Source organism: Pseudomonas sp. GW822-FHT05A08, assembly GCF_058800485.1.
On record NZ_CM179511.1, the window covers coordinates 4,901,947 to 4,919,814 of the forward strand.

Below are 17,868 nucleotides of genomic sequence, written 5' to 3' on the forward strand. Positions count from 1 at the left end.
TACTACCTCTCCTAAGAAATTATTTTTTCAAGATCATCAGGAGATAAACGTTTGAGGGCCTCCAAAGATTTAGCCAATTCATCCTGCAGGGACGAGGTTGTTTCCCGCAGGGCCTGAACCTTCTCGACAAAGGCCGACAGGCTCTCCGCGCCGAACAACGACTTGATCGGCATATCCACGCCAAACTGCTGCTTGACCCGGGTCACGACCTGGGCCACCAGCAAGGAATGGCCGCCCAGTTCGAAGAAGTTGTCGCTCAGGCCTACCCGGTCCAGTTTCAGCACATCGGCCCAGATCGCCGCGACCTGCTGCTCCAGCTCGCTCTGCGGCGCCACATAGACCTGCTGCATCAACTGCGCGTCGACCTTGGGCAGGGCCTTGCGGTCGAGCTTGCCGTTCGGCGTCAGCGGCAACGCTTCGAGGAACAGCAGGTAGGTCGGCACCATGTAGTCCGGCAGATGTTCTTTCAGGGCCGCCTTGATGTCTTCCCGGAGCGTGGCCTGGGCCTCGATAGCCTCGGTGGTTTCGCTCGGCACGATATAGGCCACCAGCTGCTGGCCGTTGTCGCCATCCTGGGCCAGGACAAAGGCCTCGCGCACCGCGGCCTGCTGCACCAGCCGCGCTTCGATTTCACCCAGCTCGATACGAAAACCGCGGATCTTCACCTGATGGTCGATACGGCCGATGTACTCGATCACCCCGTCGGCGCGGTAGCGGGTCAGGTCGCCGGTGCGGTACACCCGGCCACCGTCGCTGGAGAACGGATTGGGCAGGAACTTCTCGGCGGTCAGCCCCGGACGTGCCAGGTAACCACGGGTCACCCCGGCCCCGGCCAGATAGAGCTCGCCAGCGCTGCCCACCGGCACCGCCTGCAAATCCGGGCTCAAGATATAGCTCTGGGTATTGCTGATGGCACGGCCGATATTGGCCTGGCCACCGGCCTCGCGACGGGTATAGGTGGAGTAGGTGGTGTCTTCCGACGGGCCATACAGGTCGTAGACATGCATCAGCCCCGGCTGCTGGTACAGGGTGTCCACCAGCGCCTGCTTCAGCGGCTCGCCCGCCAGGTTGATGATCCGCACGCCGGGCGGAATCTGCCCGCTGCGTTGCAAGGCGGCAATCGCCGACGGCACGGTGTTGATCAGGCGCACCCGATCGCGGTCCACCAGTTCCGGCAGTTCCAGGGCATTACGCGCCAGGACGACAAAACCGCCGCTGGACAGGGTGACGAACAGCTCCCACACCGACAGGTCGAAGCAGATCGAAGTCGAGGCCAACACCCCTTGCAGGTCATCGGCCGAGTACACCCGGCTCGACCAGTCGATCAGCGCCAGCACGTTGCGATGGGCAATCGCCACGCCCTTGGGCAGGCCGGTGGAGCCCGAGGTGTAGATCACATAGGCCAGGTTGTCCGCGGTCGCTCGCGGCGCCGGGTTGTCCGGCGAATAGCCGTCCAGCCAGCCCGGCTGGGCATCCAGTTGCAGGGTTTGCAGGGACTCCACGGAAGGCAGCAGCGACAGCAATGCGCTTTCAGTGAGGAGGATCTGCGCCTGACTGTCGCATAGCATATGGGCCAGGCGATCCTGTGGATAATCCGGGTCCAGCGGCACGTAGGCGCCACCGGCCTTGAGCACCGCCAGCAGGGCCACGACCATTTCCGGAGTGCGCTGCAAGGCCACGCCGACCCGCACTTCCGGCCCGACGCCCAGCTCGATCAGCTTGTGCGCCAGGCGGTTGGCCCGGGCATTGAGTGTCTGGTAGTCCAGGCTTTGTCCGGCGAACAGCAGGGCTGCGGCTTCGGGGGTTTTCCGCGCCTGGGCCTCGACCAGTTGATGCACGCAGTGCTCGCTCGGCAACTGGACCGAGGCCGGGGCCCACTCATGCAGCAGCTTGTTCTGCTCGGAGGCCGCCAGCAGCGGCAAGTCCCCCAGGCGTTGCCGGGGCTGCTGGACAATGCCCTGCAGCAACTGCACCCAGGACTGGGCCAGACGCTCGATGGTCGAGGATTCGAACAAGTCAGTGGCGTAGGTCATGGACGCCCAGAGGCCATCGTCGGACTCGAAGGTGTCCAGGCTCAGGTCGAACTGGGTACTGCTCTCCTCGCCGCTGAGCATCTCCACCCGCAAGCCGGGAACCACCAGGCCCCGGGCGCCCTGGCGGGCGGCCGCCTGATGGTTGAACAGCACCTGGAACAACGGGCTGTAGCTCAGGCTGCGCTCCGGGTTCAGGGCCTCCACCAACTGTTCGAAAGGCAGGTCCTGATGCTCCTGGGCTTCCAGGGCCCGGCCTTTGACCTGAGCGAGGAAGTCGCTGAAGCTCGATTGCCCGTCGACCTCGGCCTTGAGCACCTGGGTGTTGACGAAGAAGCCGATCAGGCGCTCGGTCTCGACCCGGTTGCGGTTGGCGGTGGGCACGCCGACGCGGATATCGGCCTGGCCGCTGTAGCGGTGCAACAGCACCTGGAACGACGCCAGCAACAGCATGAACAGGGTCACCCCTTCGCGCTGCGCCAGTTGTTTCAAGGCGCCCGGCAACGCGCCGTCCAGGCTGATGCCCAGGCGCGCGCCGCGGTGGCTTTGCTGCAACGGACGCGGATGGTCCAGTGGCAGGTCCAGCACCTGGGTGCCGCCTTCCAGTTGTTGCAGCCAGTAGCCCAGCTGCCGCTCGCGTTCGCCGGCGTCCATCCACTGCCGCTGCCAGGCCGCGTAGTCCGCGTACTGCACCGCCAGCGCCGGCAACTCGGCCGGCTGCCCCTGGGCATGGGCGCCATACAGCTGGATCAGTTCCTCCACCATCAGTTGCATCGACCAGCCATCGGAGACGATATGGTGCTGCACCAGCACCAGCACATGCTCGTCCGCCGCCAGGCGCACCAAGGTGGCCCGCAGCAAAGGCCCCTGGCGCAGGTCGAAGGCCTGGCGTACCTGGGCCTCGAGCACCTGCTCGATCAATTGCTCGGCGTTGCCGGGTTCCACCAGCAGGGACAGATCCTGCCGGTCGATCTGCAAGCGGGCCTGGGCCTCGATCACCTGGGTCAGGCCCTGGGGCCCCTCGACAAAGCGCGTGCGCAGGGTTTCATGGCGCGCGATCAGGGCATCGAAGCTGCTCTGCAACGCCGCCTCATCCAGGGCGCCGCGCAGGCGCAAGGCCATGGGGATGTGGTAGGCGCTGCTGTCGGCGTCCAGCTGCCAGAGGAACCACTGGCGCTCCTGGGCATAGGAGACCGCCAGGGGCTGCTGGCGATCCACCAGGGGAATCGCTTCCAGCGCTGTCGAGGTATCAGCTCCCAGCAGGCGCACGAAGTCTTCCAGCGACTCGCCCTCGAAGAGCCGCTTGAGCGGCGCCTCGATGCCCAGGTCCTGGCGCAGCCGCGACATCACCTGGGTGGCGAGCAGCGAGTGGCCGCCGAGTTCGAAGAAGTTGTCGCTCAGGCCGACCTGCTCCAGCTTCAGCACCTGGGCCCAGATCCCGGCCACCTGCGCCTCAAGTTCGGTGCGCGGGGCCACATGGGCGCGCTGCAGCAAGCCGCTGTCGACGGCGGGCAAGGCGTCGCGATTGAGCTTGCCGTTGGCCGTCAGGGGCAAGGCCGCCAGGAACAGCAGGTGGGCCGGCACCATGTACGCCGGCAGGTGCTCGCGCAACCCGGCCTTGAGGTGTTCGCGCAGGGTCAGTTGCGCGTCGGCCAGGGCCGCGTCATTCCAGTCCAGGCCGGCCGGCACCACATAAGCCACCAACTGCGGACCGTCCGGCCCTTCCTGGGCCTGGACCACCGCCTCGCGCACCGTCGGCAGTTCCAGCAGGCGCGCTTCGATCTCGCCCAGCTCGATGCGGAAACCGCGGATCTTCACCTGATGGTCGATGCGGCCGATGTAGCCGATCGAACCATCGGCCTGGTAACGCGCCAGATCGCCGGTACGGTACAGGCGCTCGCCCGCCTCGCCGAAGGGGTCCGGGACAAACCGCGCGGCGCTCAGGTCGCCGCGGTTCAGGTAGCCCCAGGCCAGCCCGGCGCGCCCGACATACAGCTCACCGATGCAGCCCTTTGGCACCGGTTGCAGGTTGCCGTCCAGCAGGTACCAGGACATGTCGGGGATCAGCTCGCCGATCGGGCTGGCCCCCGCCAGCGTCAAGTCCGCCCGGGACAGCGGACGGTAGGTGACGTGCACCGTGGTTTCGGTGATGCCGTACATGTTCACCAGCTGCGGCTGGCGGTCGCCGAAACGCTGGAACCAGGGTTGCAGGGTATTGACCTCCAGGGCCTCGCCGCCGAACACGATGTAGCGCAGCGCATGCCCCTGCTCGGCGGCGCAGGCCACGTGCATCAACTGGCGGAAGGCCGACGGCGTCTGGTTGAGCACCGTGACCCCTTCGGCGCAGAGCAGCGGGTAAAAGTCCTGGGCCGAACGCGCCACCTCCTGGGGCACGATCAACAGGCGCCCGCCATGCATCAGGGCGCCAAAGATCTCCCATACGGAGAAGTCGAAAGCATAGGAATGGAACAGGCTCCAGACATCCCGCGGGCCGAAGCGGAACCAGTCGGCGGTCGCCGCGAACAGCCGCAGCACGTTGTGATGGGTCTGCAAGGTGCCCTTGGGCTTGCCGGTAGAGCCGGAGGTATAGATCACATAGGCCAGGTCCTGCGGGGTCACCCCGACCTCGGGGTTGTGCACCCCGTAGTCCGCAAGTGGCTGCTCGAGCAACAGGGTGCTGCCGGCAAATGCCGGCAGCCCCTGCCGCAGAGACGCCTGGGTCAGCAGCAGCCTGATGCCGCTGTCCTGCATCATGTGTTGCAAGCGGTCCTGGGGATAGGCCGGGTCCAGCGGCACATAGGCACCGCCGGCCTTGAGGATCGCCAGCAGGCCGATCAGCATCTCCAGGCCACGCTCCGCCGCCAGCCCCACCAGCACATTGGGCCCCACGCCCTGCTCGATGAGTTTGTGCGCCAGGCGGTTGGCCCGTTCATTGAGCTGCCGGTAGTCCAGGTGCTGCCCCTGGAACGTCAGGGCGATGGCCTCGGGCGCCTGCGCCGCCTGCGCCTCGATCAGCTGGTGCACGCAGGCCGTCGAGGGGAATGCCTGCGGCGGCGGATTCCACTGAGCCACGATCCGCGCCTGCTCCCCGGCGTCGAGCATCGGCAACAGGCCAATGCGCTGCTCGGGCTGGTGGACCATGCCCTGCAGCAACTGGCGCCAGTGGCCGGCCATCTGCTCGATGGTCGCGGCATCGAATACGTCGGTCGCATAGATCAGCGCGGCGGCGATCCGGCCCTGGGTCTCGACGGTGTCCAGGGTCAGGTCGAACTGCGCCGACTGCCCCGCCGAGTCCAGGGCTTCGATGCTCAGGCCCGGCAGGCTGAGGGCGCCGGTTGGAGCCGCGGCCTCGATCTGATGGTTGAACATCACCTGGAACAGCGGGTTGTGGCTCAGGCTGCGCTCCGGTTGCAGCGCCTCCACCAATTGCTCGAAAGGCAGGTCCTGGTGCGCCTGGGCCGCCAGGGCGGTTTGCCGCACCTGCTGCAACAGCTGGCTTACGGACATCTGCCCGTCGATCTCGGCCTTGAGCACCTGGGTATTGACGAAGAAGCCGATCAGGCGCTCGGTCTCGACCCGGTTGCGGTTGGCGATGGGCACGCCGACGCGGATATCGGCCTGGCCGCTGTAGCGGTGCAGCAGAACCTGGAACGAGGCCAGCAACAGCATGAACAGGGTCACCCCTTCACGCTGGGCCAGGCTGCCCAGGGCTTCACTCAACGGCTGCTCCAGGATCAGCTCCAGGCGCGCGCCGCGATGGCTCTGGACGGCCGGACGCGGACGGTCCAGCGGCAGCTCCAGCAGGGGCTGCTCGCCCCCCAGCTGCACCGTCCAGTAGGCCAGTTGCCGCTCCTTCTCACCGGCTTCCATCCAGTTGCGCTGCCAGATGGCGTAGTCGGCGTAGTGGATCGGCAGCGGCGGCAGCTGGGGCTGTTGCCCCTGGCTGTAGCCGATGTAGAGGCTCATCAGCTCATCCACCATGACCTGCATCGACCAGCCATCGGAAACGATATGGTGCTGGGTCAGGACCAGCACATGGTCGTCCTCGGCCACCCGCAACAGGCCGACCCTGAGCAGAGGCCCTTGCAACAGATCGAACAGCTGCCGGGTCTGGGCTTGCACGAAGCCCTGCACCGCGGTATCGATCTCGCGTTCATCGGCCATGGCCGGCAACGACTGGCGGGCGATTTCCAGGCGCACCTCGGGCAGCACCACTTGCACCGCCGCGTCGGCGTCCTCGACGAAATGCGTGCGCAGGCTTTCATGGCGGGCAATCAGTGTGTCGAAGCTGCGCTGCAAGGCCTCCACGTCCAGCCGGCCACGCAGGCGCAGGGCCTTGGGGATGTGATAGGCGGCGCTGTCCGGCGCCAGTTGCCAGAGAAACCACTGGCGTTGCTGGGCATAGGAAAGCGGCAGGCGCGCCTGGCCCAGGCGCACCTGCGGAATCGGCAGGTTGGCCGGGGAAATGCCCTGCTCCAGCATCTTCTGCAGGTAGACCTTGCGCTTCTCCAGCGGCAGCAGGATGAAGCCTTTGACAATCTTCAGCGCGGTGGCGTTATCCATTACACGGCCTCCATTTCGTCGAGCAACAGCGCCAGCGCACTCAGGTCGGTGCCCTGCGCCTGGCCCGGGGCCTGCTGCAACTGGCTGACGAACAGCCCCAGGGTTGGAAATTCGAACGCCATCTGCACACTGACTTGACGCCCAAGCTTGAGCTGGACTCGAGAGACCATCGCGGTTACCAACAAGGAATGCCCACCTGATTCAAAGAAGTTATCGTTCATGCCCACTCGCTCGACTTCGAGCACCTCGGCCCAGATCGCCGCGACCTGTTGTTCCAGCTCGCTCTGCGGCGCGACATAGGCCTGCTGCAACAGGCTGGCGTCGGCCTTGGGCAGGGCCTTGCGGTCCAGCTTGCCGTTGGGGCTCAGCGGCAGCGTTTCCAGGAACAGCAGGTGCGCCGGCAGCATGTAGTCCGGCAGCACGGCCTTGAGCGCCGCTTTCAACTCGTCGCGCAACCGGGCCTGGTCGTCCTGGCTGTTTTGTTCCGAGCGCTGCGCCAACATGCCCTCGGCGGCGACCAGATAGGCCACCAACTGCGGACCACCCGCCCCCTCCTGGGCCAGCACCACGGCTTCACGCACCTGGGGCTGTTCCAGCAGGCGCGCTTCGATCTCGCCCAGCTCGATGCGGAAACCGCGGATCTTCACTTGGTGGTCGATACGCCCGGCGTAATCGATCACGCCCTCGGCGTCGTAGCGCGCCAGGTCACCGGAGCGATACAGGCGCCCGCCGTCCTGGCTGAACGGGTCGGGGATGAAACGCTCCGCCGTGAGACCTGGGCGATCGTGGTAACCCCGGGCCAGCAGCTCGCCGCCGATCATCAGCTCGCCGGTGGCGCCCTTGAGGGTCAGGTTGCCGCTGTTGTCCAGCAGGTAGATGGAACGGCCCGGCAGGCCCTTGCCCAGGGGGATCTGGCTCGGCAGGGTTGCGTCGTCCCGCAGGTAGCGGCTGCAGTCATGGGCGGTGACACTCACCGTGGCCTCGGTGGGCCCGTAGGTATTGAGCAGGCAAACGTCCTTCAACCCGGCCTTTTTCCAGGCGGCCACGCCTTCCGCCGCCATGGCTTCGCCGCCCAGGTTGAGCTGGCGCAGGCGCCCGAAGTCCCGGGGTTCGCGGCTGGCGTAATCCTTGCCGAGCATGAACCAGTAGGCGGTGCTCAAGTCGACGATGCTGATGCCCTGCCCGATCAGCTCACGGTAGAAGGTCTCGCTGTCCCACAGGTCCTTGCCACGGATCACCACCGAGGCGCCGCAGATCAGCGCCGGGTACAGCTGCTCGACGAAGGCGTCGAAGTTGAAGGTGGAGAACTGCAGCCCGCGGTCCTCGGCGGTCATCTTGAAATAATCCCGGGAAACCTGGGCGTGCCGGCTCAAGGCAGCGTGGCTGATATCCACGCCCTTGGGCCGCCCGGTGGAACCGGAGGTGTACATCACGTACGCCAGGTTGCCGGCCTCGGCCCGCGAGCGCGGATTGTCCAGGGGGTAGCCGCGCAGGCTGTGCTCATGCGAGTCCAGGCACAGGTGCGGCACCGCTACGCCGTCCTTCAAGCGTTCAAGCAGTGGCGCCTGGGTCAGCAAGAGCTGGATGCCGCTGTCCTGCATCATGTAGTGCAGGCGGTCCTGGGGGTATTCCGGGTCCAGCGGCACGTAGGCGCCACCGGCCTTGAGCACCGCCAGCAGGCCGACAATCATGTCCAGCCCGCGCTCCACGGCGATACCGACCCGGACATCCGGACCGATGCCCTGCTCGATCAGCTTGTGCGCCAGTTGGTTGGCCCGCTGGTTGAACTGGCTGTAGCTCAGTTGCTGGCCATCACACAGCAGTGCCACGGCATCCGGGGTACGCTGGGCCTGGGCCTCGATCAACTGATGGACAGACTGCGACGCCAGGTCCCGCGCCGGGGTCCGGCCGCGCTGCTCGTCGATCAGCCGACGCTCGGTGGCGCCAAGCAACGACAGCTCGCCGAGGCTGCCCTGCGGGCTCGCCAGCATGCCCATGAGCAGTTGCTCCAGGTAGCCGGCCAGTTGCTGGATGTCCGCCTGGGCAAAATGCTCGCGGGCATAGCTGTAGTCGAAGGCCAGGGTCTGCCCCAGGTAGACCGACAGGGTCAACGGGTAGTTGGTCTGCTCGTGGTTGGCCGCCACGCCGAAGCTCAACTGCGCCGGAGCGCCTTGTGCCAGTGCTTCGGACACCGGGTAGTTCTCGAACACCAGGATGTTGTCGAACAGGGCTTCGCCCCCCAGGCCGGCCCAGCGCTGCACGTCATACAGCGGCGTATGTTCAAAGTCGCGCAGGGCCAGGTTGCGTTCCTGCACCAGCTGCAGCCAGGCGCTGGCGGCCATGTCCGGACGCGGCGAGGCCACCACCGGCAGGGTGTTGATAAACAGGCCGATCTGCTGCTCCACGCCTTTGAGTTCCGCGGGACGCCCGGACACCGTGGCGCCGAACACCACCGTGTCCTGCCCGGTGTAGCGTTGCAGCAACAACAGCCAGGCGGCTTGCACCAGGGTGTTGACCGTGACCTTCTGCTGGCGGGCGAACTCGCTCAAGCGCCGGGTCTGCTGCTCGTCCAACTGCTGCTGGTAAGCCCCATGGCCTTTGTCCAGGGTGCTTGGCCCGCTGCGGCCGATGGCCTGGGCCAGGCGGGTCGGCTCGTCCAGGGCCGCCAGTTGCTCTTTCCAGAAGGCCTCGCCGACCTGGGCATCCTGGCGCTGCAACCAGGCGATGTAGTCGCGATAGCGGCCAGGCGCCGCCCCCGCCGATTGCCCCGAGTAACGTTGCAGCACTTCGCCCAACAGCCGCGAGTTGCTCCAGCCGTCCATGAGGATGTGATGGTTGGTGTAGATCAGGTGATAACGCTGGTCGTCGATCCGTACCAGGGTCAGGCGCAGCAACGGCGCCGCCGCTAGGTCGAAACCGCGCTGGCGCTCCTGCTCGGCCAGGGCGTCCAGGTCCTCGGCCGCCGATGCCACGGCACGCCAGTCATGCTCGACACAATCCAGGGCGATGCGCTTGTGCACCACCTGGATCGGCGCCGGCAACTCGCCCTGCCAGAGGAAACCGCTGCGCAGGATATCGTGACGGTCGATGGCCTCTTGCCAAGCCTGCTGGAAGCGCTCGGGATCGAGCCCGTCCACATCCACCCGCAGCTGGTTGATGTAATCGCCGCCCTGCTGCTCGTACAGGGTATGGAACAGCATGCCCTGCTGCATCGGCGACAGCGGGTAGAGGTCCTCGACCTGGGCCAGGGACAGCGGCAGGCGATCCAGTTGCTGCTGGCTCAGTCCCGCCAGCGGGAAGTCCGACGGTGTCACGCCACGGTGCTGCGGCTGGCTGCAATGCTCGATCAGCGCCTTGAGTTCCTCGGCATAGTCATCCGCCAGGCGCTGGATGGTCGAGCGCTCGAACATTGTCTGGCTGAAGCTCCAGCCCAGCTTCAACTGACCGCCATAGACCTGGCCATTGATGCTCAGCCAGTTGCCCAGCGGCGCCTCGGCACTCTGGTCTTGGCCCTTGGCTTCGGCGCTTGGGGCAAACCAGGCATCCGGCTCGTCGAAGCTGGCGTCGAACTGGCCCAGGTAGTTGAAGGTGATGCGCGGCACCGCCAGGGCCGCGAGGGTTGCCTGGGCATTGGCATCCCCCAGGTAACGCAGGGCGCCGAAGCCGATGCCTTTGTTCGGCACCGCGCGCAGTTGTTCCTTGATCTGCTTGATCGAGTCGGCCAGGGCCGCCTGCGGTGTCAGCTTGACCGGGAACACACTGGTGAACCAACCCACAGTGCGGCTCAGGTCGATGCTGTCGAACAGCTCTTCGCGGCCATGGCCTTCCAGTTGCACCAGGGCGTTGGCCTCGCCGGTCCAGCGGGTGATGACCCGCGCCAATGCCGTCAGCAACAGGTCGTTGATCTGGGTGCGGTAGGCCGCCGGGGCATCCTGCAGCAGGCGCTGGGTGTAGGCCTGATCCAGCTCGGTGCTGACGCTCAGGGCATCCTTGATCGCCACCCGGTCCGTTACCCGGTCGCAGGGCAGGCCCGACTCGACGCCCTGCAACTGCGCCTGCCAGTAACCCAGCTCCTGCTGCAGCGCCGTGCTGCTGGCATAGGCTTGCAACTGCCCGGCCCAGGCCTGGGTCGAGCTGGTCTTGGCCGGCAGCCGGATGGCTTGCCCGGCCGCTTGCTGCACCAGGGCCCGATGCAGGTCTTCCAGCAGCACCCGCCAGGACACGCCGTCCACCACCAGGTGATGGATCGCCAGCAGCAGACGCTGGCTGCCGTCCTGCAAAGTGAAGAGCACGGCGCGCAGCAAAGGCCCCTGTTGCAGATTGAGGCTGCGTTGCGCCGCGTCGCACAGCGTTTGCAGTGAATCCTCAGTGGCGTCGTCCACCAGCCACAGCAGCGCATCGGCTTGCATCGCGGCCAACGGCGCCGAAGTCACCGGCGCCGACGGCGCATAAGTCGCGCTCCAGGCTGCGCCCGCTTCGACAAAATTCAGGCGCAGGCCGTCGTGGTGTTCGAGCAAGGCGTGCAAGGCATGCTCCAGCGCCTTGGCACTCAGGGCTTTCAGCGGCTTGAGCAACACCGACTGGTTCCAGTGCTGACGCTCCGGCACCGGGGTGTCGAAGAACCACTGCTGGATCGGTAGCAGCGCCATCTGGCCACGCACCGGGCCCTGGTCGATCTGCAAGCCGCCCTCGCCCTGCTCCGCCACCGTGGCCAGTCCTTGCACCGTCTGGTGCTGGAACAGGTCTTTCGGGGTGAAACGGATACCGGCCTGCCGCGCGCGGCTGACCACCTGGATCGAGATGATCGAGTCGCCGCCCAGCTCGAAGAAGTTGTCGGTGACGCCCACCTGTTCCAGCTTCAGCACATCGGCCCAGATCGCCGCGATCTGTTGCTCCAGGTCGTTTTGCGGCGCCACATAGGTCTGCTGCATCAACTGTGCATCGACTTTCGGCAGCGACTTGCGATCCAGCTTGCCGTTCGGTGTCAGCGGCAATGCTTCGAGGAACAGCAGGTAGGTCGGCACCATGTAGTCCGGCAGGCTCTCTCGCAGACGACCCTTGATGCTTTCCCGCAGTTGCGCCTGGCGTTCGGCACTGTGCGCCACGTCGGCGTCCACCGGCACGATATAACCCACCAGTTGCTGGCCGCTCGGCCCTGGCTGGGCGATCACCGCCACTTCCAGCACCGGCTCCTGTTCCAGCAAGCGCGCTTCGATCTCGCCCAGTTCGATACGGAAGCCGCGCACCTTGACCTGATGGTCGACACGGCCGACGTATTCCACCAAGCCATCGGTGCGATAGCGGGTCAGGTCGCCGCTGCGGTACAGCCGCGCCCCGCTGGTGCTGTAAGGGTCGGGAATAAAGCGTTCCGCTGTCAGCCCTGGCCGATCCAGGTAACCCCGGGCCACGCCCAGGCCACCCAGGTAAAGCTCGCCCGCCACGCCAACCGGCAACAGATTGAGGTTGGCATCGGCCACGTAGGCGCTGCGGTTGCCAACGATATTGCCGATCGGCGCATAGGCCGCATCGCACGGATCACCGGCCTTGGCCTTCCAGATCAGCGGGGTGACCACGGTTTCGGTCGGGCCGTAGCCGTTGAAGATGTACTTCGGCCGCAGCACCCGCCAGGCCAGGTCGTAGCTGGCCTGGGGCACTGCGTCGCCGCCGAAGCAATAGACCCGCACCGCCGGCGGATTGCCGTCACGCTCGGCGTGCACCGCCAGTTGTTGCAGGTACACCGGTGGGAACACGCCCACGGTGACACCGTAGCGATGCATCTGTTCGTAGGTGTATTCCGGCGACCACAGGCTGTCGTCGCGGATCAATACGCTGGCGCCGTAGATCAGCGGGTGCATCCAGCCTTCATGGGAACCGTCGAAAGCGAAGGACATAAAGTGCAGCTCGCAGTCCGCCGGGCTCATTTCATAACGCTCGCCGGTGGCCAGGCTGTGCATCGCCAGCGGGCCATGGGACACCGCCACGCCCTTGGGCAGGCCGGTGGAACCGGAGGTGTAGATCACATAGGCGAGGTTTTCCTCGGCCAGGGTCACCTCCGGGCTGGTCGTCGGGTAAGCCGCGAAATCAGCCGCGCCTTCGACGCTGAGGGTCGGCAAACCGTCCGGGATCGGCAGGCGGTCCAGCAGATGGCTCTGGGTCAACAGCAGCCACGCGCCGCTGTCCTGCATCATGTAGCGCAGGCGGTCCTGGGGGTACTCGATGTCCAGCGGCACATAAACTCCGCCCGCCTTGAGCACCGCCAGGAAGGCCACCATGATTTCCGCGCAACGCGGCATGGCGATGGCCACCCGCACTTCCGGGCCGACGCCCAGCTCGATCAGCTTGTGCGCCAGCTGGTTGGCCTGAATGTCCAGCTCGCGATAGCTCAGGCGCTGTTCGGCGAACAACACCGCCGGCGCCTCCGGCGCCCTGGCCGCCTGGTCGGCGAACAGCTGGTGGACAAAACGCTGGGTGGGATAGACCACATCAGTGTGATCCCAGTCCTGGCGAATCCGCCCCTGCTCCTCCCGGCCCAGCATCGGCAGCTCGCCAATCGCCTGTTGCGGTTCGAGCATGCCTTGCAGCAGGTTGCGCCAGTGATCGGCGAAACCCTCGATGGTCGACACCTCGAACAACTCAGCGGCATAGATGAACGACGCAGTGATCCCGGCGTCGGTCTCCAGGGTTTCCAGGGTCAGGTCGAATTGCGCGGTACCGCCCTGCAGGACCATCTCCTCGGCCTGCAGGCCCGGCAGGCTGGCGCCGTCGGCGCTTTCCCCGGCAATGCTCAGGTGGTTGTACATCACCTGGAACAGCGGGTTCTGGTCCAGTGCGCGCTGGGGCTTGAGCGCATCCACCAGGCGATCGAACGGCAGGTCCTGATGGGCCTGGGCAGCCAGGGCCGTGGCCTTGACCTGACGCAGCAACTGCCCCACCGCCAGGTTCGGCGCCAGGTCGACGCGCATCACCAGGGTGTTGACGAAGAATCCCATCACGCCTTCCATTTCCTGGTGGCGACGGTTGCTGACCGGCACGCCGATACGGATATCGGGCTGATCGCAATAGCGGTGCAGCAACAGGGCGAACGAGCCAAGGAACAGCTGGAACAGGGTCATGTCATGCTCGCGCGCCAGGCGCCGCAGGCCCTGCTCCAGGTCCAGCGGCAGGCGTAAACCCAGGCGCTCCTGGCGATGGCTCACCAGGGCCTGGCGCGGATAGTCCACCGGCAGTTCCAGCACCGGGTGCTCCAGCCCCAGCTGCTCGCGCCAGTAATCCAGTTGCCGCTGCTGCTCGCCCTGCTCGAGCCAGGCCCGGTGCCAGCTGGCGTAGTCGGCGTACTGCACGCTCAGTTCATCGAACCGCGGCGCCTGCCCCTGGATGAACCCCCGGTAGAGGGCGACGAATTCCCGGGCCAGCACACTCATGGAGGCGCCATCGGAAATGATGTGGTGCAGGGTCACCACCAGCAGGCAGTCCTGCTCGGCGATCTGCAGCACCCGGGCCCGGCACAGGGGGCCGTGCTCCAGGTCGAACAGCACCTGGGTTTCTTCCAGGGCCCTGGCCTCGACTGCCTCGCGGGACAGTCCCGGGGCCAGGCGTTCCCAGGCCAGGGTAATTTCACCCTGGGGGTGCACCACCTGGCACAGGCTGTCCTGGTGCTGGGTAAAGGTGGTGCGGAAGGCTTCATGGCGTCGGGCCAGGGCATCGAAGCTGTGCTGCAGCGCCTGCCGGTCCAGCGCCCCCTGGAGCCGGACCACGATCGGCGTGTGGTAGGCGGTGCTCTGGGGATGCATCTGCCAGAACAGCCACTGCCGCTGCTGGGCATGGGACGCCGGCAATGGCTCGTCGCGCCCTAGCGCCTCGATCAACGACAACGAACCCGTGCCGGCGCAAGCCTGCACCTGCTCGACGAACTCATCCAGGCGCGCGGTCTCGAACAGCACCCGCAGCGGCACCTCCGCCGCCAGCAGCCGGCGGACCCGGGAAATGATCTGGGTGGCCAGCAACGAATGCCCGCCCAGGGCGAAGAAGTTGTCGCTCAGGCCCACCCGCTCGACCTTGAGCACGTCCTGCCAGATCGCCGCGATACCCCGCTGCAACTCGCTGACCGGGGCAACGTAGACCGCCACCGGCGCCTGCTGCTGCAACGGCGGCAAGGCCCGCAGGTCGAGCTTGCCGTTGGCGGTCAACGGCATGCCTTCCAGGGCCACGAAATGCATCGGCAGCATGTAGTCGGGCAGCGCCACCGCCAACTGCCGACGAATCTCCTGCCAGGCCGCTTCCGGCTCCTGGACACTGGCTTTGGCCAGCACCACATACGCCGCCACTTGCGGCTCATCCGCCACGCTGACCACCTGGGCCACGGCATCCTCGACCTGCGGCAACTGCTTGAGCGCCGCGGTGATTTCCCCCAGTTCGATGCGGTAGCCGCGAATCTTCACCTGGTGATCGATGCGCCCCAGGTAATCGATGACCCCGCCATCGAGGTAGCGCGCCAGGTCACCGGTACGGTACAGCCGCTGCCCGTCGGCGCTGAAGGGGTCGGGAACGAAACGCTCGGCGGTCAAGGCCGGCCGGCGGTGGTAGCCCCGCGCCAGGCCGGCGCCCCCCAGGTACAGCTCGGCCGGGGTGCCGGGCGCCACGGGCTGCAACGAGGCATCCAGCACCCGGGCGCGAACGTTGGCCAGCGGCTGGCCCAGGGGCACCACCGCCAGGGCCTGATCCACGGCAGCGGCGGCCAGGGTCAGGGCGCCGACCGTGGTTTCCGTCGGGCCGTAGTGGTTGAACACCGCGCACTGCGGCGCCAGAACCGCGATCTTTCTGACCAGCGCCGCCGGGCAGGCTTCGCCGCCCAGCACCAGGCACTGCCTTGGCAGGGAACGGGCCGGCTCCGCGCCGCTCATCAGCGCCTGCAAATGCGAAGGGACGATCTTCAGCACATCGATTTGCCGGGCGTCCAGGTAGGCCGAAAAGGCCTCGGCGTCCAGGCCGGTATCCAGGTCGATCACATGCAGGCAACTGCCGGAGCACAGGGCGCCAAACAGCGTGGTATGCCCCAGGTCGGCGGCAATGGTGGAGACCACCGCCATGTTGCGCGCGGCCCCCAGCGGCAGGCGCGCCAGGATCGCCTGCACGTAGTTGGCCAGGGCTGCGTGGGTGATGGTGACGCCCTTGGCGGCCCCGGTGGAACCGGAGGTGTAGATCGAATAGGCCAGGTGCCCGGCCTCGACCCGCGGCAGTGGCGCCTGCGGGCCGGTGGCCGGCGCCCAGCTGTCCGGCTGGTCCAGCAACAGCACGCTGACCCCGGCCGCCAGCGGCAGCCGCGCCTGCACCGCGGTCTCGCTCAGCAGCAGGGTAACGCCGCTGTCTTGCAGCATGTAGCGCAAGCGTTGCTCGGGGTACTGGGCATCCAGCGGCACATAGGCACCGCCGGCCTTGAGCACCGCCAGCAAGCCCACCACCATCTCCAGGGAGCGCTCCACGGCGATCCCCACCAGCCCCTCGGGGCCCACGCCACGCAGTACCAGGGCCGCGGCCAGGCGCGCGGCGCGCTGATCCAGCTGGCGGTAACTCAGGCACTGCTCGCCGAACACCAGGGCCGGGGCCTCGGGCCGTACGCGCACCTGCTCGGCGAACAGCTCGAGCACCGAAACGGCGGCGAACGCCTCATGCGCACCGACGCCCTGGGCCAGGGTGGCCTGGCGTTGCTCGGGGCTGAGCAGCGGCAGCTCGGCGATCGCCGAACGCGGCTCACGCACCATCGCCCACAGCAGGTTCTGCCAGTGGCCGGCCATGCGCTCGACGGTCTGTTCCTCGAACAGCTGGCAGTCGTAGGTGAAGGCGGCCTGCAGCCGGCCACCGCGCTCGAAGGTGCCCAGGGTCAGGTCGAACTGCACCGTGCGCTCGTTGCGCGCCAGGGCCTGCACCTCAAGACCGGAGCGGCTGCGCAGGGTGGTCAGCTCGGTGACCTGCGGCTGGTGGTTGTAGAGCACCTGGAACAGCGGGCTGTGGCTCAGGCTGCGCTCGAGTTGCAGGGCCTCCACCAGCCGCTCGAAAGGCAGCTCCTGATGGGCCTGCGCGCCCAGGGTGGTCTCGCGGATATCCGCCAGCAGTTGCTCCACCGTCAAGTGCGGGCTCAACTCGCTGCGCAGCACCTGGGTGTTGACGAAGAAGCCGATCAGCCCTTCGGCTTCCTGGCGCGTGCGGTTGGCGATAGGCACGCCCACGCGGATATCCTGTTGGCCGCTGTAGCGCGCCAGCAGCAGCTTGAAACCGGCCAGCAGCACAGCGAACAGGGTCACCCCCTGCTGTCGCGCCAGGGCACCCAGTTGCTGGGCCAGGTCCGGCGCCAGCTCGAAGTCCAGGCGCCGCCCCTGGCGGCTGGAATGGGCCTGGCGCGGATGATCGGTGGGCAACCTGAGCACCGGATGCTCGTCCCCGAGCTTGGCCCTCCAGTACGCCAGCTGCCGCTCCTGCTCCCCCGCCTCCAGCCAGCTGCGCTGCCACAGGGCGTAGTCGCGGTACTGGATCGGCAGGGCCGGCGCACTCGGCGCCGCGCCCTGGAGCAGCGCGTCGTAGGCTTGCAGGAACTCCTCGATCAGCACGCCCATGGACCAGCCGTCGGCGACGATATGGTGCAAGGTCAGCAGCATGACGTGCTCCTGCTCCCCCAATCCCAGCACACAGACCCGCAACAGCGGCCCCTGCTGCAGATCGAAGGGCCGGCGCGCCTCGGCGTCGGCCCGTTGCCGCACGCTGGCCTCGCGCAGCGCAGGGTCAAGGTCGCTCAGGTCCTGGTAATCGATGCTCACCTGGGTCGTCAGGATGACCTGCCGCGGCTCGTCCTGCTCCAGGCGGAACACCGTGCGCAGGCTTTCATGGCGCTCCAGCAGCCAGTCGAAGGCCCGGGCCAGCACCGCCCGATCCAGCGGCCCGCTCAGGCGTACCGCGTTGGGCAGGTTGTAGGCCGCGCTCTGCGGGTCCAGTTGCCAGAGAAACCACATGCGCTGCTGCGCGTAGGACAACGCCTGGCGGTCAGGCACTGCGACCCCCGCGGGAATAGGCAGCAGAGAGAAGTCGACGCCTTCCTTGTCCAGAGCCTTCAAGAACAGCCGGCGCTTTTCCAGCGGCAGTTCAATGAATCTACGGGCGAGCTTCAAGGAGTCTTCGGCATTCATCGGGGGTCATCCGTACTTGCGTGTGGGGTATCGAGCATTGGCTCGGTCATCCCTACGGAACGGATGAAGGCCCGGGAAAATTAACCCCGCGCGCCACGCCG

General features: G+C 66.7%; 2 protein-coding genes. Both read right to left on the bottom strand.

Translation table 11 applies throughout. From position 1 onward, the window contains the following. Positions 1 to 11: 11 nt before the first annotated feature. Complete coding sequence (locus tag AC3RCP_RS21905) at positions 12 to 6,593, bottom strand: amino acid adenylation domain-containing protein (protein ID WP_493149220.1); 6,582 nt, start codon at positions 6,591 to 6,593, stop codon at positions 12 to 14. Continuing rightward, positions 6,593 to 17,767 (bottom strand): non-ribosomal peptide synthase/polyketide synthase, encoded by an 11,175-nt coding sequence (locus AC3RCP_RS21910; RefSeq protein WP_492571949.1) that lies wholly within the window; start codon positions 17,765 to 17,767, stop codon positions 6,593 to 6,595. The genes AC3RCP_RS21905 and AC3RCP_RS21910 overlap by 1 nt, the downstream gene beginning before the upstream one ends. Between the last annotated feature and the right edge of the window lie 101 nt (positions 17,768 to 17,868).

Bases quoted from the DNA above. Each gene is read 5' to 3' on its own strand.
- AC3RCP_RS21905 (WP_493149220.1), bottom strand. From the start codon at position 6,593: ATGGATAACGCCACCGCGCTGAAGATTGTCAAAGGCTTCATCCTGCTG.
- AC3RCP_RS21910 (WP_492571949.1), bottom strand. From the start codon at position 17,767: ATGAATGCCGAAGACTCCTTGAAGCTCGCCCGTAGATTCATTGAACTG.